Here is a 23314-nt window from a genome sequence, read left to right on the forward strand (position 1 = left end):
TGTGTTTTAAAAAATCTAATAAATAACAATAATATATTAGGGAAGAACTAATGGAAGCTACTCAAGCTAAGGTCCCCAAACGAAGATTAATGTCACTTGATGCTCTGAGGGGCTTTGATATGTTTTGGATACTTGGTGGGGAAGCTCTTTTTGCGGGCCTGTTAGCCTGGACGAGTTGGCAAGGATGGCAATGGGCAGATACACAGATGCATCACAGTCAGTGGCATGGCTTTACTTTTTACGATCTAATCTTTCCTCTGTTTATCTTTCTCTCAGGTGTTGCGCTTGGACTCTCCCCTAAACGTTTAGATAAATTGCCTATGGTGAAGAGGATGCCGCTATATAAGCATGCGCTTAAACGTCTTCTGCTACTTCTGTTTTTTGGTATTTTATATAATCACGGATGGGGGACTGGCGCTTCTGTTGCTATTGATGAAGTAAGGTATGCAAGTGTGTTGGGCCGAATCGCCTGTGCTTGGTTTTTTGCTGCTATGATTGTCTGGCATACAAGCATAAGAACTCAGGTGCTTGTCACTGTGGGGATACTCCTAGGTTATGGTTTACTTCAATTATTTGCCCCTTTCCCCGGTGGAACTGCTGGTATTTTCACTCCTCAAGGTTCAATAAATGCTTATATTGATACGCATTTTTTACCTGGAATCACATACCAGAATAGGCCATTAGATCCAGAAGGGCTCTTGTCGACTATCCCTGCAATAGCCAATGCAATGGCAGGTGTCTTTGTTGGGTATTTTATAGTCAAAGAACATGCAAAGGGTGAGTGGTTTAAAGTTATCGTTATGTTGCTAGTCGGCGTATTAGTGTTTGGAAGTGGTTGGCTATTAAATATTTTTATTCCGGTTAATAAAGATCTATGGACGAGCTCATTTGTTCTGGTAACAACGGGGTGGAGCATTATATTGCTGGCTATTTTCTATGGTGTAGTTGATGTATTAAAGTGGCAGAAAATAGCGTTCCCATTTGTGGTTATTGGGTGTAATGCCATAATTATCTACCTCGCATCGAGCTTAATTGACTGGAAATATACGGCTCAAAGCCTATTTGGAGGTGTGATAAATGCTTTTCCATCCTCAGCACATAGTCTAGCCGCGACCATTGCTCTGTTACTTGTGCAGTGGCTACTGCTGTTTTGGATGTATAAACGTGGGGTTTTCATAAAAGTTTAAGTGAAGAACTTTTAAATATCCGTTTTAGCTTTCTAAAACGGATATTTAGCCATAATCTCATTAAAACCAAAATGACAGCGTTGTCTTTTTGGTTTTAATGTTTTAACATCAATGAAACAAGGCCTGTTTTATCGATGGGTAAAAAGATATTTTTTGAAGGCCTTTTTGACTACAGAACTATAAAAAGAGATATCTTATTTATTGGGTATCATTAATTAAAAAAATATTATAAGAAGTAGGCTTATGGAAATGACATTAAATAGTGACAAAAAGCGCAGTAGTATTATTCCGATGGTGATAGTTGCCGTACTTTTTTTCGTTCTTGGATTTGCAACTTGGCTCAACGGTTCGTTGATGCCTTACCTGAAACAGATCCTCCAGCTTTCTCCTCTTCAAGCCTCTTTTATCCTCTTCTCTTTTTATATCGCTGTAACCTTCACGGCTTTACCATCGGCATGGTTGATTAGAAAAGTTGGATATAAGAATGGTATGGCATTAGGCATGGCTGTCATGATGTTTGCTGGGCTGTTATTTATTCCTGCTGCTAAGACTCAGATTTTCGGATTGTTTCTTTTTGCTCAACTTGTAATGGGAGCTGGACAGACGTTATTGCAAACTGCTGTCAATCCATATGTTGTTCGCATTGGCCCAGAAGAATCTGCCGCAGCACGAGTCAGTGTTATGGGGATTTTGAATAAAGGTGCGGGTGTTATAGCTCCTTTGGTATTCAGCGCCTTAATCCTTGATAGTTTTAAAGATAGAGTGGGTACCGAATTAACTGCACTTCAGATAGATGAGATGGCAAATGGTCTTGTGCTACCATATTTAGGTATGGCTCTGTTTATCGGTATACTGGCATTAGTCGTTAAGAAGTCGCCACTGCCTGAGCTAACAGATGAAGACGAAGATGGGCAAGCTAATAGTAAAGGACAGATCAAAGAGGCCTTGTCTCATCCCAATCTTGCCTTTGGTGTGGTTGCATTGTTTTTTTATGTTGCAGTTGAAGTGATCGCAGGAGATACGATTGGCACATTTGCCTTGTCATTAGGCATTGAAAGTTATGGTGTGATGACCTCATATACTATGATCTGTATGGTATTGGGTTATACCTTAGGTATCCTTACTATTCCACGTTTTATCTCTCAACCAAAAGCGTTAATGATTTCTGCAATCTTAGGATTATTGCTAACTTTAGGTATTGTATTTGGTGACAATGAATCCTATGCAATTGCTAATATCTTGCTAGTTCCTTTTGGTGGTGCTCAGCTGCCAGATACTTTACTTATGATCGCTTTCTTAGGATTGGCAAATGCGATTGTATGGCCTGCAGTATGGCCACTCGCTTTATCTGGTATGGGCAAACTAACCAGTACAGGTTCAGCGCTGTTAGTGATGGGTATTGCAGGTGGTGCATTTGGTCCACTATTTTGGGGATTAACCAGTTCAGTATCATCACTTGGTCAGCAAGGTGGGTATATGGTGATGTTCCCTTGTTACCTCTTTATTCTTTTTTATGCCGTTAAAGGTTATAAGATAAAAAGCTGGAAGTAATTTTCTGCTTAATTGAATAAAGAAATCAAAGGAGCCTCAAAGGCTCCTTTTTTATGTCCGTAGATTACTAATAAGGAATCATTTTAACTGAACCGTGTTCAAAAAGGGAGGGTGGTAACTTTAAGATATATGAGTGTTTAGAGGCTTGAGAGTCAACTTTAGCTTACTTATTTCAGAAAGACGTAGGCTTGTTGATACAACATTAAGAGATGAGGATATGGTGCCAGTCGAAGCTTTTGTTACAGCGACCTACTGATGTTCTTAAAAGAGTAAGTCAGCTGCTCTGCCATCTGAACTATGTAGGCTTAAAACAGGTATAAAAAAGCCCTGAACAATGTCAGGGCTATCTTATATGGTGCCGGCACCAAGAGTCGAACTCGGGACCTACTGATTACAAGTCAGTTGCTCTACCAACTGAGCTATGCCGGCTAAATGTTGGTGCCCGAACCCGGAATCGAACCAGGGACACGAGGATTTTCAATCCTCTGCTCTACCGACTGAGCTATTCGGGCAACTAACTAAGCGTTAGTTAACTACTCTAAACCAGATGACAACTAGGTGGTTAATGACCCGTCTCGTTTGGAGTGCGCGTATAATATAGCGATGACCGGATCCGTGCAAGTAGTTTTTTATCAAAGATGTTCAACTTATTAAAAACTGAACGATTAGGCTTTTTTAGCATTAAATATGAGCTATGAGTGTTGTTTAAATGGACTGTGGATAAGGGAATGCATCCTCTAGAGGATTCATTAAGTACCGCTTTGAAGTACTTTTTAAACTATTCCAGTCTGAAGTGTGAGTAAAACGCTTCACTTCTTTTTTCAAAGTAGAAGAGGGTAACAAATTTAAGCGAAAATAATCTTCACTATCTAATTTGTTTGTAGTGCTTTAGTTCTTATTGAAAGGTGAGGGAATGGTATAAGGGGGGGGGACTGCTTGATAACTCTTCACTAAGAAGAAAATGGCGCCGACACCAAGAGTCCAAGTTTTTGTTATAGCGACCTACAGGTGCTCTTAAAAGAGTAAGTCAGTTGCTCTGCCAACTTAAACTATGTCGGCTTGCCTTTAAAAAGTAAAATTCAGATACAAAAAAGCCACTCAAAAAGAGTGGCCTTATCGTATATGGTGCCGGCACCAAGAGTCGAACTCGGGACCTACTGATTACAAGTCAGTTGCTCTACCAACTGAGCTATGCCGGCTTATTCTTTTAACAGATTAATTTCAAATCTATTAAATAAATGTTGGTGCCCGAACCCGGAATCGAACCAGGGACACGAGGATTTTCAATCCTCTGCTCTACCGACTGAGCTATTCGGGCAACTAACTAAGCGTTAGTTAACAACTCTAAACCAGATAACAACTAGGTGGTTAATAACCCGTCTCATTTGGAGTGCGCGTATAATATAGCGATGTGATCCTCCCTGCAACTGCTTTTTTGTAATCCAGTAACTGTTCGGTTAGTTTGTGCTCAAAATAGGTTTTTGTGCTCTGTATAAAAGGCTATAGCTCCTTTCTGAATTGATTATGTCGCTGCTAAGCGCTCCATTTACAAATGATTACGCTTATTAATTAGCCTTATTAGTGTTTAGGTGACTTAATGGAGGGCAATATAGTTAAAAGCTCTAATGAATATGGTGTCGTGGCTATTTTCAGAGGTTTTAAAAATAAAACCTATTAGGTAGGTCACAAGCTGCATGAGGCTTGGTTATGGGGTCTGTTATGTTTCGTAATACAGAAAAATCCTATGGGGTCATTACGATATTGACTCATTGGATATCGGCTGTAATTGTTTTAGGTCTATTTTTTGCCGGTGTGTGGATGGTTGAACTGACTTATTACAGTAGTTGGTATAAGGCTGCACCAGACCTACATAAAAGCATCGGCATTATATTGTTTGTCTTAACTGTTTCAAGAATTATCTGGCAAGGTGTTAATCCAAAACCTGCACCATTAGCTGAACATAGAAACTGGGAAGTTAAAGCTGGCAAGTTGGCCCATGGATCTATTTATCTGTTACTGCTTTTGATTATGAGTAGTGGCTATCTAATTTCGACAGCTGACGGGCGAGGGATCAGTGTTTTTAATTTGTTTGAGGTCCCAAGTATTGGTGAATTATTTGATAGTCAGGCCGACATAGCAGGTTCATTTCATCAATTTGCTGCCTACTGTCTGGTAGGGCTTATTGTTGTACATATGCTCGGAGCACTTAAACATCATTTTGTTGATAAAGATTTAACACTTATCAGGATGATAAGAACAAAAAAATAGAACATTTATAAAGCAACATTTAGGAATCAAAGATATGAACAAGACATTACTATCAACAGCATTGTTAACAAGCATATTCTCCACTACTGTATTGCTGAATGCCGAGGTTGCGGCAGCAGATTATATTATTGATACGCAAGGTGCTCATGCGTCAATCGATTTCAAAGTCAGCCATTTAGGCTATAGCTTTGTAGTAGGGCGCTTTAATCAGTTTCAAGGGGATTTTAGTTTTGATGCTGATAAACTTGCTGATGGCAAAGTTAATGTCAGTATTAATACGGCGAGTTTAGACTCTAACCATGCAGAGCGGGATAAGCATCTTCGTAGTCCTGATTTTTTAAATACAGCTAAATTTCCAGAGGCTAGTTTTAAGTCTAGTTCGATTGTAGATGAAGGAGATGGTGTTTTTTTACTAAATGGTGATTTTACGCTTAATGGCGTGACTAAACCTCTTACGATAGCGGCGAGAGCAATTGGTGAAGGTCAAGATCCTTGGGGAGGCTATCGTGCGGGATTTAGTGGTACTGCAGAATTTGCTTTGAAAGATTATGATATAAAGATGGACTTGGGGCCAGCTTCATCCCATGTAACGTTAGCCATAGTCGTTGAAGGAATTAGGCAGTAATTATTCAACATTAAAAAAGCGCCTTTGGGCGCTTTTTTAATGTCAAGCAGTTTACTCAATTACTATTCGTCGTCTTTTTGAGGTACGTAACCTTCAATCTCTACATCTTTACCTTCGAACAAGAAATTCACCATTTGAGTCTCCAAAAAGCTTCTGTCCTCGACATTCATCATGTTGAGTTTTTTCTCATTGATAAGCATGGTTTGCTTAGCTTGCCATAGTCCCCAGGCTTCTTTGCTGATGTTATCAAATATACGTTTACCAAGTGGGCCTGGATATAGTTGAAATCCAAGTCCTTCAGACTCTTTGTTTAGATAGACGCAATTTACAGTGCGAGCCATGATTACTCCTTATTAAATACTGAACCTAAACCTGCTAAGATGCGTTCAGTTGCCGCAGCCAGTCCAACTTTAGGCGGATTGGGTAAGTTATACCAGACTGATGGCTTATCTTCCATGATCTGGTTATCGATCCAGCCATCAATATTGATAACTACCGGGGTGATATCTAGATGGAAATGGCTGAAAGTATGCCTAAACCCGGGCAATAACTCCCCTTGTGAAACTTTAATACCTTTTCCCTGTATATATTCATCAAGCTCTTCGCGGCTTGAAAATTCAGGGAAACACCATAAACCGCCCCATATGCCACTTGGTGGGCGTTTTTCGAGTATAACCTCATCATCTTTAGCTATGACTAACATCCAAGCTGCTCGCTCTGGGGTGACCTTCTTAGGTTTTTTGCCTGGGAATTCTGTCTGGCGACCCATAAGTTGAGCTTCGCAGTCTATCGCTACTGGACATTGAGCACAGGCAGGTTTTGACCGAGAGCAGACAGTTGCTCCCATATCCATCATTGCCTGATTAAATTTTTGTACATCTTGTTTAGGGGTTAGTCTGTCAGTTAACTCCCATAGTTGGTTTTCAACGATTTTTTGCCCAGGCCAACCTTGAATAGCACCATGTCGTGCGAGGACGCGTTTGACGTTGCCATCGAGTATTGAGTGGTGTTGACCTAAAGAGAGTGACAAAACAGCGCCAGCAGTTGAGCGTCCAATACCTGGGAGGGCGAGAACATCATCAAAATCGGTAGGAAATGCTCCTTTAAAGTCATCTCTGATCATCTGAGCCGATTTGTGCAGATTTCTGGCTCGGGCGTAATAACCAAGCCCTGTCCAGTAGTGCAAAACCTCATCTTGTGGAGCATCGGCTAGGGCTTCAATAGAGGGAAACCTCTCCATAAACTTTAGATAGTAAGGAATGACGGTGCTGACTTGAGTCTGTTGCAGCATTATTTCAGAGACCCATACTTTATAAGGTGTCTTTTTTATCTGCCAAGGAAGGTGTTTTCGACCGAATTTGTCATACCAGACAATGATCCGTGATGAAAATGGATCAGGGCTTATTTGAGACAATTCAGTTACAGGCATAATAGGGTCGTTAACAGTTCGAAGAGTTTTTGTAGGCGCAGTCTATCTATCATAGGCATTAGAGACAAGTTATGTTTGGTTATCAAAACTGGATGATTCGCACCAGTAGATAAAATTGGTATACTTCCCCCACAAATTTCCAAGCTATTTGGGCTCTAGGGCTTGCACAGTTCGTTGAACTTTGGATAATGCTCTATTTTTCTATCTACCATGCCAAGATTGAGGGCGACAATGAGTGACGTAACAACGGCCGAGTTTAATGAAGAGGGTAAGTACCTTCGCAAGGTGAGAAGCTTTGTATTAAGAGAAGGTCGCTTAACTAAAGGTCAAGCTACTGCTATTGAGCAGCAATGGTCTGCAATGGGTCTTGATTACTCACCAGAGCCATTAGATCTTGCTAAGATTTTTGGCCGAGAAGCTGACACTGTTTTAGAGATAGGTTTCGGTATGGGTGCATCTTTGGTTGAAATGGCTAAGGCGTCACCAGAGCTTAACTTTATTGGTATCGAAGTTCACAAACCGGGTGTTGGTTCATGTTTAAGTGTTGCTGCTGAAGCTGGAGTCACTAATTTACGTGTATTCCATCATGATGCTATTGAAGTCTTAGAGCACAGTATCGTTGCTGGGACCCTTGCTCGTGTTCAGCTATTTTTCCCTGATCCTTGGCATAAAGCGCGTCATCATAAGCGTCGTATCGTTCAGCCAGTCTTTGTTGAAACTATACGAAACTCGTTAAAAATAGGCGGCGTATTTCATCTCGCTACCGATTGGGAAAATTATAGTGAGCATATGCTTGAAGTGATGAGTGCGGCTGCTGGTTACAAAAATCTATCAACAACAGACGATGTGGTCCCACGTCCAGAACATCGCCCGCTAACAAAATTTGAGGCTCGAGGCCACAGATTAGGTCACGGTGTCTGGGACATTATGTTCGAACGTATCGATTAATCAATTATTTATATTAAATTACTTTAACTTAAGGTGGGCATTACTATGGCAACACGTAGCCGTCGTTTACGTAAAAAATTACGCGTTGATGAGTTTCAAGAGTTTGGTTTTGACATTAGCTGGACATTTAATGAGTCAGTAACCGAAGAGCAGATCGATACTGTTGTTGATCAATTTATTGATGACGTTATCGAACCTCGTAATTTAGGCTTCCACGGTGGTGGACATAAAGAGTGGGAAGGAATTATTGCTACTCAAGAAATAGGTAAATGTTCAGAAGAAGATCGTACTGCTGTTAGCGATTTTTGGAAAGGACAAGAAGTTTCTGATCTTGTTGTAAGCGAGTTATACGATATCTGGTGGAGCTAATGCCCGAACAGGCATTGTTAGAGCAAGTGGTCGAGAAAGTTCGACCTCTGCTTGGACAGGGAAAGGTCGCCGATTATATACCGGCACTGGCAAACGTAAATCCCAATAAACTTGGGATCGCTGTGACCACTATCGATGGTACTACTATAGGGGCTGGAGATTATCTCGAGCCCTTTTCTATTCAGAGTATCTCAAAAGTATTTAGCCTTACACTAACACTCACTTTATATGAAGAGAGTGAGATCTGGTCTCGAGTGGGTAAGGAACCTTCCGGTCAATCATTTAACTCTTTGGTTCAAGTTGAGCTAGAGAAAGGACTTCCAAGAAATCCCTTCATTAATGCGGGGGCTTTGGTTATTGCGGATCTGCTCCAAGCAAGATTAGGTGCGCCTAAGCATAGAATGCTCGAGGTCGTCCGTGAGTTAAGTGACAATCCGAGTATTATCTACGATAAGCTTGTTGCTGTATCTGAATATGACCACAGTGCTAGAAATGCAGCTATTGCTTATTTAATGAAGTCATTTGGTAACTTTAATAATGATGTCGATACTGTGCTTCAGAGTTATTTTCACTACTGTGCCATGCGTATGAGCTGTGCGGATCTCTCAAAAGCCATGCTATACCTTGCCAATAGAGGTAAGAGTTTAGCTGGATCTCAGTTGATAACCCCTGTACAGACACGTCAGATGAATGCATTACTTGCAACTTCAGGACTCTATGATGGTGCTGGGGAATTTGCTTACCGAGTTGGAATGCCGGGTAAAAGTGGCGTCGGTGGTGGAATCATTGCTGTTATTCCTGGAGATATGTCTGTTTGTGTCTGGTCACCAGAGCTTGATCTAAACGGTAATTCTCTGGCTGGTACTGCTGCACTTGAAGAGCTCTGCCAACGGTTAGGACGTTCTATTTTTTAGTTAATTTATCTATTTTATAAATTAGTGAATTTACCAAAAACTAGTAATATTCACTAATTTTTTATCTACTCCATTATTATTGATTATTAAATAAACCCTTATGTATCAGCTGTATAAAACTTGGCATGCCTTGTGCTTTGTCTTCTACTATATGAGATTTTGATAAATGCTCTTGCGGGACATGACGATGTATCAAAATTAAACAACTGATAATTTGAGGATAAACCCAATGAGAAAACTTGCAACTTCAATAGGGATCAGCGCAGCGATATTTGCTGCCAGTGCAATGACTTCTGTGCAGGCTCACGACCAAGGTTCTACATATTCTTATTCTGATAATAACGAATGTGAAGTGACACTTAATTATGATGTTGTTATTGAACCTGAGATGTTGACAGTGACAGAAGGGGACGCTGAAATTTATCGAATCGAGGTCGACCAGTTATTTGTAGAGGGTAAACCTGTATCACTTAACAAGGTTCAGAAAAAACTCCTTTTACAATACTCAGATGAAGTATCAACTCAAGTTCCAGAGGTGATTAGTTTAGTACATGATGCAGTAGGAATCGCTTCTTCAGCGGCAAGCATGGCATTAACGCCATTATTGGGCGATGCCGCTGGTGCTAAGCTCGATGAGATGATGGATGGTCTTAAACAGCGAGTTGAAAAAGTGGCTTATCAAAATGGTGACAAATTTTATCTTGGAGCGACTCAATCCTCACTTGAAGACACCTTTGGAGATGAGTTCGAGCAAGAGTTAGAGCAGTTAGTAAAAAATTCAATTGGCAGCATGATGATTAACTTAGGTAGTCAGATGCTCTCTGGTGATGGTGAATCCTTTGAACAAAATATGGAAGCTTTCGCAACGAAAATGGAAAATGTTGGTCAGGACATAGAACTGCAGATGGAGAGTCAAGCTAAAGATCTGGAAAGCAGAGCGAATGAAATGTGTGAGCGTTTTCAATATTTAGTCGAATTGGAACAGAAATTAAGAGATCAAGTACCAGAGCTCGCCAAATATCCCCTCATCGATGCACCAGTAAGACAGTTGTTCGAGTAATTCTTATATAAGTTTACTTTTACTCCTTGGACTCCCTGTTGCATCCCCATTGGCAACCGCCCCGTATTTTAGTTGAATATGGGGTTTTTTCGTATGATTTTTATAAATAGAGAAACAAGTGTAAAGCTGATTGAATACACTAAATAAAATAGCGCTTAGAAAGCACAAATCTTTGGTATACTGATAATAATAATAAGAACACTGGCTAGATCTTAGTGACTAAGCCATGTGTCGAACTCTACTCCAGCGAACTTTAATAAAGTAAGTGAATGTTTTATAAGGGCTAATGTTGTTTGTTTTTAGTTCCGTTTCACATGTCTATTATTACAAGTTTTAAATAGTGTCGTAAACACCTTAAGGCGATTTACATGTTAGAACTATTGGAACCAATCGCAATTTTCACTCATGTTGCTCGTGCTGGCAGTTTTAGTGCCGCAGCAAGGAAGTTGGGAATTTCTAAGTCTAAAGTGAGTACTCAAGTTGCAGATCTCGAGCATAAGCTTGGTGTTCAGCTCATTCAACGTACAACTCGAAGTTTAAGTCTAACCGAAGCTGGTCAATTACTTTACACTCAAGGTGAAGAGTTGCTCAGAGATGCTGAACAAGCCGTTTCTAGTGTTCACAACCTTAACGACGCGACCCGCGGAGTGTTAAAGGTTGGGATTTCACAGTCCTTTGGCACTATGCATATCATTCCCGCATTACCTGAATTTATGGCAACTCACCCAGAGTTGGAGTTACAGGTGAGTTTACTCGATCATAAAGTTGATGTAGTTAGTGAAGGATTAGATCTGTTATTGACCATGTCTGAACAGTTACCTTTAGGCATGGTTGCTCGACCACTGATGAAGTGTCAGTTTCTACTTGTAGCCTCGCCTGAATATGTTGAAAAACATGGTCAGCCGAATCGTCCTGAACAGTTAGTTGATCATAATTGTTTGGTATACCAAGGTGAGTGGCATGAACACAGTGTTTGGCAATTTAAGAAAGGCGATGATTACTGTGAAATAGGTGTTTCAGGTAATTTTAGAGTTGATAATGCGCCAGCATTGAAATCAGCAGCCGTTAGCGGTTTAGGTGTCGTTTATTTGGCCAGTTATCTGCTTGAAGGTGAGATAGAAAAAGGAACCTTAGTGCCATTATTGGAAGATTGGCAGTTAACTCACCACCTTCCACTACAGGCTGTATACCCTAGAAGAAAACACTTAGCACCAAAGGTGAGTGCGTTTATCGATTTTATTAAAGGTCATATCGGTGCTCCACCTTATTGGGATGCCCCTTGTGCAGAGCTTTATGCTAAACGCAAATAGTCTTATTTAGACATCAGCAATTGATCACATATAGCACTCCTTGGAAGTCGATTTTCAAGGAGTGCTAACTTATCTTATTTTTTGAATACCATGTCCGTTTCAGTATATAAAATCATCAATCAGCATGAATATCTTATTCTAAAAATGCATATGTTTAGCGCATAGAAAGGAAACATTGTTCTTAAATGCGGATTATAAAAATAATTTTATGAGCCCTTGCTTTTTAATTGTTTTAATTCAGTTAGTTATGCCTATTGCTTGTGGTTTTCTTTATGTGCATTTATTAAGGGGTTACTAATAAATTAGTGAATACTACTTGTGCTTTGTTCTCAAATAAATACAATTAAACTATTGATTCAGGATGATCTGACTCTTATACATTAACTAAGAATGACCCCTCTTATTTAATGTATACAGATTGGCTTAAGTAGCAGTCCTGAATTGATGCTGACTGAGTTTGTAGAACTAAAACAATTGTCAGCTTTAAAACCATCATCCTAGTTTGGTTTGCCCCAGTATTTTATGCTGGGGTGATTTTTCTAGAACTAGATAGATTGAGTCTTCTGTACCCTACAGTTGGTATTATTGCTAGCATAAGTAAAATACCAATATCATATTGAAGACATTAAAAAAGCCACATTGATGTGGCTTTTTTAATGTCTTTTTATAAGGCTAGCATCATAGCTAACCAAATTTGTTTAGCTATTTCTGATACCACTTACCCATTCATCTACCTGAGTTTCGAGTACGTCTAATGGTAAAGGACCATTTTTCAGTATGAGTGTGTGGAACTCCCTGATATCAAATTGACTACCTAGCGCATCTTTGGCCTTTTTTCTGAGCTCAAGAATTTTAAGCATTCCGATTTTGTAAGCCGTGGCTTGTGATGGCATAACGATATGTCTCTCTACCATTTTTACTGCATCAGATTTGGCATTTGGTGTATTTTCAACATAGTAGTTAATTGACGCTTCACGAGTCCACTTTTTAGCATGGATCCCTGTATCTACGACTAAACGGCAAGAACGCCACAGTTCCATTGCTAAACGACCAAAATCTGAGTAAGGATCAGAGTAGAGACCCATCTCTTTCGGGAAGAATTCACTGTAGAGTCCCCAGCCTTCAATATAAGCGGTATATCCACCAAATTTACGAAATTTAGGCACCCCTTCAAGCTCTTGTGCTATGGCTATCTGCATATGATGCCCAGGTGTACCTTCATGGTAGGCTAGTGCTTCCATTTGGTATTTAGGCATAGCCTTCATGTCGTATAGATTAGCGTAGTAAGTACCAGGGCGACTGCCATCGGGTGTTGGCTGATTATAAAATGCTTTACCAGCTGATTTTTCTCTAAATGCTTCGACACGTTTAACGATCATAGGGGCTTTAGGCTTTACATTAAACACTTCATCAAGTCGTGATGACATGTTATCGATAAGCGCGGTAGCGTCATTAAGATACGCATCACGGCCCTCATCGGTTGCTGGGTAATAGAATTGCTTATCTTCACGCATAAACGTCAAGAAATCTGCCAGTTCCCCCTTAAAGCCAACCTTGTTCATGATCCGGCGCATCTCCTGATGAATTCGGGCAACTTCTGCTAAACCAAGTTCATGGATCTGATCCGCTGTCATATTTGTAGTCGTGGTGCGGGCAAGAGCATTATTATAAAACTGCTCACCTTGAGGAAGTTTCCAAACCCCATCACGGCTATCTGCTTTAGTCTCAAGTTCAGTGATAAAGGTGATGAGTTTATTGTAAGCAGGTTGTACCTGAGTGACTAAGGCTTGTTTGGCTTCAGTTAAAAGTGCTTCTTTCTTGCTACCATTTATAGCTAATGAGTTTACTTTACCTTTGATATCAGCCCATAAAGCACTGTCTTTACCTGAGTCAAAAGGGGCACCACTTATGATATTTTTACTATCAGAAAGTACATGTGGGAATACGAATTTTGGGGCTATAATCCCTTTTTGTGCACGAATGTCCAACTCATCTTCAAGTTGTTCAAGGTATTTAGGAATCCCATTTAAGCGGCTGATATAGGCATTTGCATCTTCGACGCTAGTAACTTGATGTTGGTTAATTAGAAATGAGGCTAACATAGAGTGCCCACCATACATCTGATTAACTGGATAGTTATAGTATCGCCATTGATTGTCTGCGATGTCATTTTCGAGTTTTTGCTTTAGCAGGCTATAGCTTAGACTCGTTTGACTATTAAGTTTACTTTCATCTAACTGTGTCAGCAGCGCTAAGTGGCGTTGAGTTCGAGCTAAATCTTCAGCATTTGCAGTTTCACCTCGTTCATCCCATTTACCGTAATCTTTCTTTATCCCAAGTTGGGTTTGAGAAGTAGGGCTTGCCATTACATTCTCCATAAACAGGGTCTCAAAAAGGGCATTGGCTCTTTCTGATTCACTTATGGCTGCTTGGAAGGTTGCTGGTGTTTGATTTACCGAAGGAGAGGAGGTTGATGAAGTACTGCATCCACCTATTAGAGTTGTTAATGCTAAGGCTATTAGGCTAGTTTTTGTTTTTATTGTCATAATTAATTAGTCTTTTTTTTTAGAATTAATGAAACGCAAGTGCTAATCCTAAAGAAGCTAATCGATAATGTTTGAATCTTAGTGTTAGTAAATGTTTCAAGAGGCTAAATTGTGGGGTTTAGCCTCTTGAAAGATGAGGTATTACTTTAGGTTTATTAGGCTTAACAGAATTGAGAGAGAAGTTCGTTAACAAATAATTTCCCTTTGGCTGTTAGTTCCCAATGATCAACACTCTCAGTGAGAAGTAGTTTCTTTTTAGATGCGTTAATACCTGGAATTAACACATCTCTTGATAAGCCAGTTCTCTGTTCAAACTCAGTTTTAGGGATCGGTGACATTAATCTGAAACGATTCATCAAGTACTCAAGGGCGCGATCTTCCATAATAACTTCAGTTGTCTCGAAGTTGTAGTCGTCCGCTGTAAGATAACCCTTAGGGTGTTTAATCTTTACCGTTCTCAGTATCTTATTTTCACCGAGTAAGGTGACTTTACCATGTGCGCCACAGCCAATGCCCAAGTAGTCACCGAATTGCCAGTAATTAATATTGTGTTGGCACTGAAAACCAGGTTTAGCGTAGGCAGATATTTCGTATTGCTCGTAGCCTAAGGCAGCAAGTTTCTTCTGGCCTTGTTCATAGATTTCCCAAAGCGCTTCATCATCAGGTAGTTGAGGCGGCCTTGAGTGAAACAGCGTGTTCTGTTCTATGGTTAACTGATACCAAGAAAGGTGAGGGGGAGACAGGGCTGCAGCGGTATCAATGTCGGCCATTGCCTCATCAAAACTTTGATTTGGTAATCCATGCATTAGATCTAGATTAAAACTTTGATAACCTGTGTTAAGAGCTTTTCGTGCAGCGACTTTTGCTTCATTCTCATCGTGGATCCGCCCAAGCAGGTTAAGCTTGTCACTGGAAAAGCTCTGAACGCCAATTGATAAGCGTGTGATACCAGCGTGGTAGTAAGCTTCAAAATCATCGTGTTCTAAAGTGCCAGGGTTGGCTTCCATGGTTATCTCTATACTTTCCTTAAATGGGATAATTTGAGATACATAGTCCAACAACCTTTTTATTTGAGCGGCATGAAATAGAGATGGTGTCCCACCACCGATAAATATCGAATGCAGCTTACGTCCTTGAACATACCTTAAGTCATGGTTTAAATCAGCGATGAGAGCATCAACATATTCCTGCTGAGGCAGCTCACCATTTTGGCCATGGGAATTAAAGTCGCAATAAGGGCATTTCTGCACACACCATGGTATATGAACATACAGGCTCAATGGAGGTAACGTCAGCATTAAATTAATAAGCCCTGTTTCTGCATAGCGGCAATTAAGATCTCCATCGCTTTACCCCTATGGCTTAAGCGGTTTTTCTCTTCACTGCTAAGTTCAGCTGCAGAGCAGGTGTGTTCAGTTGGAATAAAAATAGGGTCATAACCGTGGCCATTAAGGCCATTAGCCTCAAAGCCAATATGGCCTTCCCAAGATGCTTGAGCAATAATGGGAGTAGGATCTTTAGCGTGTCGCATATAAACCAGAACGCACTGAAAGCGTGCCGTTCGACCATCTTTGTTATCTTTTAGTGCGTCGAGTAACTTGGTGTAGTTTTCAGCCTCGCCAGCACCTTCGCCCGCGTAACGAGCAGAGTAGATCCCAGGAACGCCGTTTAATATATCAACTTCTAAGCCAGAGTCATCTGCAATCGCCGGCATCCCCGTTACTTGAGCTGCGTGACGAGCTTTAATGATGGCATTCTCTACAAAGGTAGTCCCGGTCTCAGGCACTTCGACTACATTAAATTGGCTTTGGGGAAAGACTTCGACTCCATACTGAGAGAATATCTCTGAAAACTCTTTTAATTTACCTTTATTACCACTGGCGAGTACGAACTTATCCATGAGTGACCTTGAACTAAAATGGGAATTATTTGGGCGCAATGATAACCAAGGTAGAGAGGAAACGATAGCGGAGATTGAGGAGAATTGAATGAGTTTAACGGACGTTGAAAGAGGTGAAAATACAGCGCCCGTTTAATTAACTACTCTACATAAAACTTCTGTTTAAATTTCAGTTGTGTATTGAGTTTATTTCCATACTTAATGGCTATTCGAAAATTAATTTCTTGGTCATCTCGATAGGGAACCTCTGCAATATAATAGATCGCTTTTCCTTCACGGATCTCTCTAAACTTCAGTTGAATCCGCGCATCTAATAAATTGTTAGCGACACCTGAAATTTCGACTGCTACCGCAGGATTGCCCTCTTGACTGGTGTCGAGTACTGATATATTGACTAACCCAGTGTAACTGCTGCGTTTAATTCCATATGATTTAGCTATGCTAGGTGTGAGAAAGGTACTGCTTAATGCAGCGTAATGGATATCAAAATTGCCAACCTTCTCTTTCTGCTCTGCCGAAGCAGTACCTACCAAAGCAAGGCTCAGAATTAGTGCTGATAATATGGATTTTAACATGGCTAGACTCCTATGATCATTTAATGAGTATATACTCAAACTACTCTAAAGTACGATTATGCTGCTAGCGCGTTAAAGCAGTAAACCTATATTTTCAGGTATGATTCTGGGAGAGACAATCTTAACTTGTTTATGTCTTCCTTGCTCACCCTTAAGGATTTTTATATTTCCCTTGGGAACTTTAAATGCCTTAGAGAGAAATTTAGTCAGGTGCGCGTTAGCTTTGCCGTCAACAGGCGGAGCCGTGATAGCAATTTTGAGCTCTTCACCATGAACACCGACTATCTGATCTCGACTGGCTTTAGGTTGTATATAAAGGTTAAGCAGCAGATCATCCTGCTGCTTAGTAACTGGAGCCATTAAACGCTTGCCCAGAAAGGTACATATTGAGCCAGTAAAATGTTGAGGAAGTTAAGTAAGATCATCATCACTAGCAGAGAAAGATCTAATCCACCCATAGAAGGCAACATGCGGCGGATAGGGGAAAGCAATGGTTCTGTTAACTGGCTCATTACCATTTCAATAGGGTTATGACCTTGGCTTACCCAGCTAAGAACGGCTCTGATGATAAGCATCCAAAATAGTAAAACACCCACTTGTTTAAATACGGATACGACAGAGATCAGCAGTATAGTCAGGATATCGATTGCTGCACCAGCGATTAGGCTTAGGGTGACAAATTTTACGGTAACAACCAATAAAGCTAGTACAACGGATGCGGTATCGAAAGCGCCTACAGAAGGGAGTACTCTGCGCAAAGGGGCCACTATCGGGTGAGTCGCTTTGACGATAAACTGGCTAAATGGATTGTAAAAATCTGCTTTAGCAAGTTGTAACCATATGCGTAAAATAACCACCATAAGGTATAGGTCGAAAAAGGTACTGACTAAAAAACTTAATGCATTCATCTGAACTCTCTATGTTGTAATTTCAATTTTATATCAATGGGTCGTAAATCGGTGAAAATTTAATATTGCTTTGCCATCTCTTGGGCTCGCGCGACACAGTCGTCCATAGCTTGCTTGACTAATCCTCTAATATTACCAGATTCAAAGGCATTGATGGCTTGAGCTGTAGTGCCTCCTTTAGACGTGACATTTTCTCGCAATTGAGCAGTGCTCAGTTGTGGGTTTTGTATTACCATCTGCGCAGCGCCCAAAGCCGCCTGCTGTACCAGTTGGCGCGCTTTTATCTCATCGATCCCTGATTCTTTTGCGGCATCAAGCATCGCTTCCATAAATAGGAAAAAATAGGCAGGAGAGCTGCCGGCAAGGGCGATAACCTGATTTAGTTCCGCTTCAGTGTCTACCCAAAGTACTTCACCGCCGCTCAACATTAACTGCTCACAAATACTCTTCTGATCTTGTGAAATATCGCCACCTGCGAACAGTCCCGTCATTCCCACACCTATCTGAGTGGGCGTGTTAGGCATAGCACGGATAAGTGTTATCTCTTGAGCAAAATAATCTTTATACCTCTTAGTTGTGATCCCTGCAGCTATGGTAATAATAAGTTTATCTGCTAAATCCAATACACTTAGCTGCTGACACACAGCCTGCATAAAGTGGGGCTTAACACTTAAGATTATCACATCAGCATCTTTAGCTGCGGCAAGATTGTCCTGAGAGACCCTAATGTTGAGATCGTGTTGTAACGTATCTAATTTCCCGGTGCTTGGGTTTGTCGCATGGATCAATGATGGCGTGTAACCACTTTTTACCAAGCCACTTGTTATGCTGCGTGTCATATTGCCTGCGCCGATAAAACACAACTTCTTCTCAACCATATCTGTTCTCTTTTTCAGCCTAAGGCTAATTGTTATTATAGGGACTCATTTTTATGAGTTCATATATAATATTTGGGCGTATATGGATAAATCAACTGCTTTACTATGTTCAAAAGCAGTTCCATAAGCCAACATTCATAATGGATTAAATGCTAGGTGTATCTCGTTGACCAAAAATAGCACTGCCAATGCGAACCATAGTAGAACCATGTTCTATTGCTTGCTCAAGATCGTTACTCATTCCCATCGATAGTGTATCCACTTCAGGATAGGACTTTTGTAACGATAAGTATAAATCCTGCAGTTTCTGAAACTCATTCTTTTGCCGTTCTATATCTTGCGTTGCCGTAGGGATCGCCATGAGACCACGCAATTTTAGGTTTGGTAGTAACGTGATAGACGCCGCTAGAGTCAACATTTCAGCAGCGGTTGCGCCGGATTTACTCGACTCTTCACTAATATTAATTTGAATGCATATGTTTAACGGTGCCAAGTTACTCGGTCTTTGATCGCTTAAACGTTGAGCGACTTTGTCTCGGCTTAATGTGTGCATCCAGTCAAACAAATTTGCAACCACCTTGGTTTTGTTTGACTGTAAAGGGCCGATAAAGTGCCAAACAATCTCAGGACAAGAAGATGTTAAGGCGATGATCTTAGATTCACCCTCCTGAACGTAGTTTTCACCGAAATGCCTCTGTCCTGCAGTATAGGCCGCTATAATATCAGTATTAGGTCTTGTTTTACTCACTGCGAGTAATTGAATTTCATCGGAATTTCTTGATGAAAATTGTGCCGCTTGATCGATTCGATACTGGGCGTTAGCTAGTCTGTCTGCTATTGTTGTCATCATGTAATTATTTTGATTGAATGGATAGACCATATTATGGAAATCACAGAGTTACTTGCCTTTAGTGTAAAACACAAAGCGTCAGATTTACATCTCTCTGCAGGTGTGTCTCCTATGATACGTGTTGATGGCGATGTCAGAAAGATCAATTTGCCCGCTTTAGATCATCAGGCAGTGCATGGACTTGTCTATGACATCATGAATGATAAGCAGCGTAAAGATTATGAAGAGCATTTAGAGATAGATTTTTCATTTGAAGTGCCTAACCTTGCACGCTTTCGAGTCAACGCTTTTAACCAAGCCAGAGGAGCAGCTGCAGTATTTCGTACCATTCCCAGCGACATCTTGAGCCTTGAGCAACTTGGCGCACCGGAAATATTTAAGAGAATATCTGAATTCCCCCGTGGTTTGGTGCTGGTAACCGGCCCGACAGGTTCAGGTAAAAGTACCACGCTTGCGGCCATGGTTGATTATATCAATGAAAGCCGGCATGAACACATTCTCACCATCGAAGACCCGATAGAATTTGTGCATCAGAATAAGCAGTGTTTGATTAACCAACGAGAGGTTCATCGTCATACTCATAGCTTTAATGCTGCACTTAGAAGTGCACTTCGTGAAGACCCTGATGTGATCTTAGTGGGTGAGATGCGAGACTTGGAAACCATACGTTTGGCAATGACGGCGGCAGAAACGGGTCATTTAGTTTTTGGTACCTTACATACCACCTCTGCAGCTAAAACCATTGACCGTGTTGTGGATGTATTTCCTGAAGGAGAAAAAGGAATGGTACGTACTATGTTATCTGAGTCACTTCAGGCGGTAATTTCACAAACCTTGATCAAAAAGGTTGGTGGTGGTCGAGTGGCAGCTCATGAGATCATGATGGGCACGCCTGCAATTCGAAACTTAATTCGCGAAGACAAAGTGGCACAGATGTATTCAGCAATTCAAACTGGTATGGCTCACGGTATGCAAACATTAGATCAATGTCTGCAAAATTTGGTTAATCGAGGCCAAATCACCCGTGAAGATGCTCAACATAAGAGCTCCAATAAGCAAACTACGTTCTAGTACATATTCAGTATTATAAGGCTTTATTATGGATGTTCGTCCCTTTTTAAAAATAATGGTGGAACGCAAAGCGTCGGATCTGTTTATTACGGCTGGTTTTCCACCCAGTGCAAAGATAGACGGTGAGTTAAGGCCTTTAGGTGAAAACTCTTTTACGCCAGCGCAATCGTTAGATTTCGTCGAGTCGTTAATGAGCGATGTGCAAAAAAAAGAGTTCCACGAGACCCGTGAGTGTAACTTTGCTTTTGCGGTAAAAGATTTGGGACGTTTTCGTGTGAGTGCATTTTGGCAAAGGGAATCTCCTGGTTGCGTTATGCGTCGTATCGAAACCAATATTCCCGATGTCGATGACTTAAATCTTCCTCCTATTTTGAAAGATTTGGTAATGAGTAAGCGTGGACTCATCATCATGGTCGGAGGAACCGGCACCGGTAAATCAACCTCATTAGCTGCTCTTGTTGGTTATCGCAATGCCAATTCTCGCGGACATATTCTTACCATTGAAGATCCAGTCGAGTTTGTTCATGATCATCGTAAGAGTATTATTACTCAGCGAGAAGTGGGGATCGATACCGAATCCTTTGATGCGGCACTTAAAAGTTCTCTGCGTCAGGCTCCTGATGTGATTTTAATTGGTGAGATTCGAAGCCAAGAGACGATGGAGTTTGCATTGGCTTTCGCGGAAACTGGGCACCTATGTATGGCGACGCTTCATGCCAATAATGCAAACCAGGCTCTGGATCGTATTATGAACTTAGTGCCTCAAAATAAGCATCAACAATTACTATTTGACCTTTCGCTTAACTTGCGTGGTATTGTCGCTCAGCAACTTGTTCCTAAAGCCGATGGTACTGGGCGTCGAGCGGCGATTGAGATTTTAATTAACACGCCAAGGATCAGTAGTCTTATCGCTAAGAATGAACTTCATTCTCTTAAAGAGACCATGTCTAAGTCAAATGAACAGGGGATGCAAACTTTCGATCAGGCATTATTGAAGCTCTATGTTGAAGGCGAGATTAGTTATGCAGATGCTTTGCATCATGCTGATTCACCAAATGATCTGCGTTTGATGATCAAACTGCAAAGTTCAGACACTGGTGGTTCAGGCTTTATGGAGGGAGTCACGTTAGATCTTAACTAAGATGAGTCTAAGGCATTAAATATCATAAAGTGATTGGTTATCGTTGGTGACATATTGTGCTTAATTCGTCAAATAGGGTTCTTGTTATACTAGCAAGAGCCTTTTTTATGCGCTAAGGGATACGGATTGGTATAAGTTTGTCCTAAGTCTACTTTTTGTCGTTAAATGGCTTAAAATATTGATTCAAATTATGGTTTAATATCCAGTAATTGCAGCATTCTAAAGAGGCTAACTTGGCTAAATATTCAGGTTTATCGAAAGACGTAGCACATTCTAAACGAGGTAAGACCGGTGTTATTCTGGTTAATTTAGGCACGCCCGATGCACCAACCCCTTCGGCAGTAAGGCGCTATCTTGCCGAGTTCTTGTCAGATCCTAGAGTGGTTGAGATCCCTAAGTTAGTGTGGATGTTGATTTTACATGGCATTATTTTACGTATCAGACCTGCTAAATCAGCTGCGCTATATAAAGAGGTCTGGACAGACAAAGGCTCTCCCTTAATGGCTATCACCCGTCAGCAGACAGATAAGCTAGCCAGCTATTTTAAAGATAATGGTACAGGTCTGGTTGATCCGCAGGATATATCGGTCGAGTTTTGTATGCGCTATGGTAATCCTTCTGTGTCTGATACGTTAAAGCGTATGCATAATGAGGGGGTTGATAAAATGGTGATTCTGCCTCTTTACCCTCAATATGCTGCCCCAACGACTGGCTCAGTATTTGATGCAGTAGCTAAAGAGTTGACTGGCTGGAGATACCTGCCCTCATTACACTTTATCAACACTTATCATGAACACCCTGATTTCATTCATGCTTTAGTTGAGTCTATAAAACGTGATTTTGAAGCCAATGGTCAGCCGCAGAAATTGGTATTGTCATACCATGGTATGCCTGAGCGTAATTTACACCTTGGTGATCCCTATTACTGTTTCTGTATGCAGACAACTAAGCTGGTTGTTGAGAAGTTAGGACTGACTGACGACCAGTATATTGCGACTTTCCAGTCGCGATTTGGTAAGGCTAAGTGGTTAACGCCCTATACTGATGCGACAATGAGCTCACTTCCTGAACAAAATATTAAAGATATTGCGGTGGTATGTCCTGCTTTTAGTGCTGATTGTTTAGAGACATTAGAAGAGATAGCCGAAGAAAATCGATTGATTTTTGAAGAGGCTGGTGGACAGAAATATCGTTATATTCCGGCACTCAATGACGATGATCTGCATATTAAGATGATGGCGAACTTAGTGAGACCTTATCTTTGAAGCTAAAAAGGGAGCTTTGCTCCCATTGTAGATCTCTTTATTGCTTAGTATAGGCTTTCAAAATAGCTTTCTATGATCAATACCGCAGACATTGCATCGACTTGACCTTTTGTCAGGGCTTTATAGCCACCCATCTCGAACAGTCTGGCCTTAGCATCGGCAGTTGTTAGACGTTCATCTTGTGTCGCAACTTTTACTCCGAATCGACCATTTATTCTGTTGGCGAACTTTTTTGCTCTTTGGGTCATCTCTTGCTCCGACCCATCCATATTTAGTGGGAGGCCGACGACAACTAAGTCAGGTTTCCACTCTTCGATCAATAAGCCTATCTCTTCCCATCTTGGGATCCCATCGACGGCTTTTATAGACTGCAATGGGTTCGCGCTGCCAGTGAGTGATTGTCCTATCGCGATACCTATACTTTTAGTACCATAATCAAAGCCTAAAACTGTTTGTGAACTCATACTCTACTTCTTAGTTGTTTTTCTTAGCTGGGCGGCTTGGTAGCTATATTGATTA

The 23314-nt window shown here is 40.9% G+C and carries 23 protein-coding genes and 4 tRNA genes; 12 read left to right on the top strand and 15 right to left on the bottom strand.

Features of this window, described 5'->3' with window-relative positions; genetic code table 11:
- Positions 1-50 precede the first annotated feature (50 nt).
- On the top strand, positions 51-1187 hold the full coding sequence (gene nagX, locus HWQ47_RS07855) for a transmembrane glucosamine N-acetyltransferase NagX (protein WP_269970609.1): 1137 nt from the start codon (positions 51-53) through the stop codon (positions 1185-1187).
- Between the two features lie 243 nt (positions 1188-1430).
- Positions 1431-2738, top strand: coding sequence for an N-acetylglucosamine MFS transporter NagP (gene nagP / locus HWQ47_RS07860; RefSeq protein ID WP_442802090.1), 1308 nt, complete (start codon positions 1431-1433; stop codon positions 2736-2738).
- A gap of 353 nt (positions 2739-3091) precedes the next feature.
- Here the strand turns inward: nagP and HWQ47_RS07865 are convergent.
- From HWQ47_RS07865 to HWQ47_RS07880, 4 genes are all read right to left on the bottom strand, one after another.
- Positions 3092-3167: transfer RNA gene (locus HWQ47_RS07865), tRNA-Thr, on the bottom strand.
- Positions 3168-3174: 7 nt separating this feature from the next.
- Positions 3175-3250: transfer RNA gene (locus HWQ47_RS07870), tRNA-Phe, on the bottom strand.
- A 611-nt stretch (positions 3251-3861) separates the two neighbouring features.
- A tRNA-Thr gene (locus tag HWQ47_RS07875) sits at positions 3862-3937 on the bottom strand.
- 43 nt (positions 3938-3980) lie between these two features.
- A tRNA-Phe gene (locus tag HWQ47_RS07880) sits at positions 3981-4056 on the bottom strand.
- Between the two features lie 401 nt (positions 4057-4457).
- Between HWQ47_RS07880 and HWQ47_RS07885 the strand changes: the two genes are divergently transcribed.
- Positions 4458-5006, top strand: coding sequence for a cytochrome b (locus HWQ47_RS07885; RefSeq protein WP_269970610.1), 549 nt, complete (start codon positions 4458-4460; stop codon positions 5004-5006).
- A 34-nt stretch (positions 5007-5040) separates the two neighbouring features.
- A complete protein-coding gene (locus tag HWQ47_RS07890) occupies positions 5041-5631 on the top strand; it encodes a YceI family protein (protein ID WP_269970611.1) in 591 nt (196 codons plus the stop codon).
- Positions 5632-5693: 62 nt separating this feature from the next.
- Here HWQ47_RS07890 and HWQ47_RS07895 read toward each other — a convergent pair whose 3' ends face one another.
- Positions 5694-5972, bottom strand: coding sequence for an oxidative damage protection protein (locus HWQ47_RS07895; protein WP_269970612.1), 279 nt, complete (start codon positions 5970-5972; stop codon positions 5694-5696).
- Positions 5973-5974: 2 nt separating this feature from the next.
- Positions 5975-7060 carry an A/G-specific adenine glycosylase gene (gene mutY / locus HWQ47_RS07900; RefSeq protein ID WP_269970613.1) on the bottom strand — a complete coding sequence of 362 codons (1086 nt, stop codon included), beginning with the start codon at positions 7058-7060 and terminating at the stop codon, positions 5975-5977.
- A gap of 231 nt (positions 7061-7291) precedes the next feature.
- Here mutY and trmB point away from each other — a divergent pair, with 231 nt between their 5' ends.
- From trmB to HWQ47_RS07925, 5 genes are all read left to right on the top strand, one after another.
- Positions 7292-8008 (top strand): tRNA (guanosine(46)-N7)-methyltransferase TrmB, encoded by a 717-nt coding sequence (trmB, locus tag HWQ47_RS07905; RefSeq protein ID WP_269970614.1) that lies wholly within the window; start codon positions 7292-7294, stop codon positions 8006-8008.
- 45 nt (positions 8009-8053) lie between these two features.
- Positions 8054-8377, top strand: a complete 324-nt coding sequence (locus HWQ47_RS07910) for a YggL family protein (protein ID WP_269970615.1) — start codon at positions 8054-8056, stop codon at positions 8375-8377.
- The gene (gene glsB / locus HWQ47_RS07915; RefSeq protein ID WP_269970616.1) at positions 8377-9291 is read left to right on the top strand and encodes a glutaminase B; all 915 of its coding nucleotides are present in this window, start codon (positions 8377-8379) and stop codon (positions 9289-9291) included. Before HWQ47_RS07910 ends, glsB begins: the two co-directional genes overlap by 1 nt.
- Positions 9292-9520: 229 nt before the next feature.
- Entirely contained in the window at positions 9521-10351 is an 831-nt protein-coding gene (locus tag HWQ47_RS07920) for a YggN family protein (protein WP_442802098.1), read from the top strand.
- Between the two features lie 368 nt (positions 10352-10719).
- The gene (locus tag HWQ47_RS07925) at positions 10720-11661 is read left to right on the top strand and encodes a LysR family transcriptional regulator (protein WP_269970617.1); all 942 of its coding nucleotides are present in this window, start codon (positions 10720-10722) and stop codon (positions 11659-11661) included.
- A gap of 698 nt (positions 11662-12359) precedes the next feature.
- On the opposite strand, the gene HWQ47_RS07930 is transcribed toward HWQ47_RS07925, so the two are convergent.
- From HWQ47_RS07930 to HWQ47_RS07965, 8 genes are all read right to left on the bottom strand, one after another.
- Positions 12360-14207 (bottom strand): DUF885 domain-containing protein, encoded by a 1848-nt coding sequence (locus HWQ47_RS07930; protein ID WP_269970618.1) that lies wholly within the window; start codon positions 14205-14207, stop codon positions 12360-12362.
- A gap of 161 nt (positions 14208-14368) precedes the next feature.
- A complete protein-coding gene (gene hemW / locus HWQ47_RS07935; RefSeq protein WP_269970619.1) occupies positions 14369-15505 on the bottom strand; it encodes a radical SAM family heme chaperone HemW in 1137 nt (378 codons plus the stop codon).
- Positions 15505-16107 (bottom strand): RdgB/HAM1 family non-canonical purine NTP pyrophosphatase, encoded by a 603-nt coding sequence (gene rdgB, locus HWQ47_RS07940; RefSeq protein ID WP_269970620.1) that lies wholly within the window; start codon positions 16105-16107, stop codon positions 15505-15507. The genes hemW and rdgB overlap by 1 nt, the downstream gene beginning before the upstream one ends.
- A gap of 140 nt (positions 16108-16247) precedes the next feature.
- Positions 16248-16682: a DUF4426 domain-containing protein gene (locus HWQ47_RS07945; protein WP_269970621.1), complete on the bottom strand. Its 435-nt coding sequence runs from the start codon at positions 16680-16682 to the stop codon at positions 16248-16250.
- Positions 16683-16754: 72 nt separating this feature from the next.
- Positions 16755-17042: a DUF167 family protein YggU gene (yggU, locus tag HWQ47_RS07950; protein ID WP_269970622.1), complete on the bottom strand. Its 288-nt coding sequence runs from the start codon at positions 17040-17042 to the stop codon at positions 16755-16757.
- Positions 17042-17590, bottom strand: a complete 549-nt coding sequence (locus HWQ47_RS07955; RefSeq protein WP_269970623.1) for a YggT family protein — start codon at positions 17588-17590, stop codon at positions 17042-17044. The genes yggU and HWQ47_RS07955 overlap by 1 nt, the downstream gene beginning before the upstream one ends.
- A gap of 59 nt (positions 17591-17649) precedes the next feature.
- On the bottom strand, positions 17650-18468 hold the full coding sequence (proC, locus tag HWQ47_RS07960) for a pyrroline-5-carboxylate reductase (protein WP_269970624.1): 819 nt from the start codon (positions 18466-18468) through the stop codon (positions 17650-17652).
- A 145-nt stretch (positions 18469-18613) separates the two neighbouring features.
- The gene (locus HWQ47_RS07965) at positions 18614-19315 is read right to left on the bottom strand and encodes a YggS family pyridoxal phosphate-dependent enzyme (RefSeq protein ID WP_269971695.1); all 702 of its coding nucleotides are present in this window, start codon (positions 19313-19315) and stop codon (positions 18614-18616) included.
- A 36-nt stretch (positions 19316-19351) separates the two neighbouring features.
- On the opposite strand from HWQ47_RS07965, the gene HWQ47_RS07970 reads away from it, so the two are divergent.
- The 3 genes from HWQ47_RS07970 (at position 19352) to hemH (ending at position 22795) form a co-directional block, all read left to right on the top strand.
- Complete coding sequence (locus HWQ47_RS07970) at positions 19352-20389, top strand: type IV pilus twitching motility protein PilT (protein ID WP_269970625.1); 1038 nt, start codon at positions 19352-19354, stop codon at positions 20387-20389.
- A gap of 28 nt (positions 20390-20417) precedes the next feature.
- Positions 20418-21530 (top strand): PilT/PilU family type 4a pilus ATPase, encoded by a 1113-nt coding sequence (locus HWQ47_RS07975; RefSeq protein ID WP_269970626.1) that lies wholly within the window; start codon positions 20418-20420, stop codon positions 21528-21530.
- 233 nt (positions 21531-21763) lie between these two features.
- The gene (gene hemH, locus HWQ47_RS07980) at positions 21764-22795 is read left to right on the top strand and encodes a ferrochelatase (protein WP_269970627.1); all 1032 of its coding nucleotides are present in this window, start codon (positions 21764-21766) and stop codon (positions 22793-22795) included.
- Between the two features lie 44 nt (positions 22796-22839).
- Here the strand turns inward: hemH and ruvX are convergent, their stop codons facing one another.
- Complete coding sequence (gene ruvX, locus HWQ47_RS07985) at positions 22840-23259, bottom strand: Holliday junction resolvase RuvX (RefSeq protein WP_269970628.1); 420 nt, start codon at positions 23257-23259, stop codon at positions 22840-22842.
- Between the last annotated feature and the right edge of the window lie 55 nt (positions 23260-23314).

The sequence above is a fragment of the Shewanella sp. MTB7 genome (assembly GCF_027571385.1).
Taxonomy (GTDB): Bacteria; Pseudomonadota; Gammaproteobacteria; order Enterobacterales; family Shewanellaceae; genus Shewanella.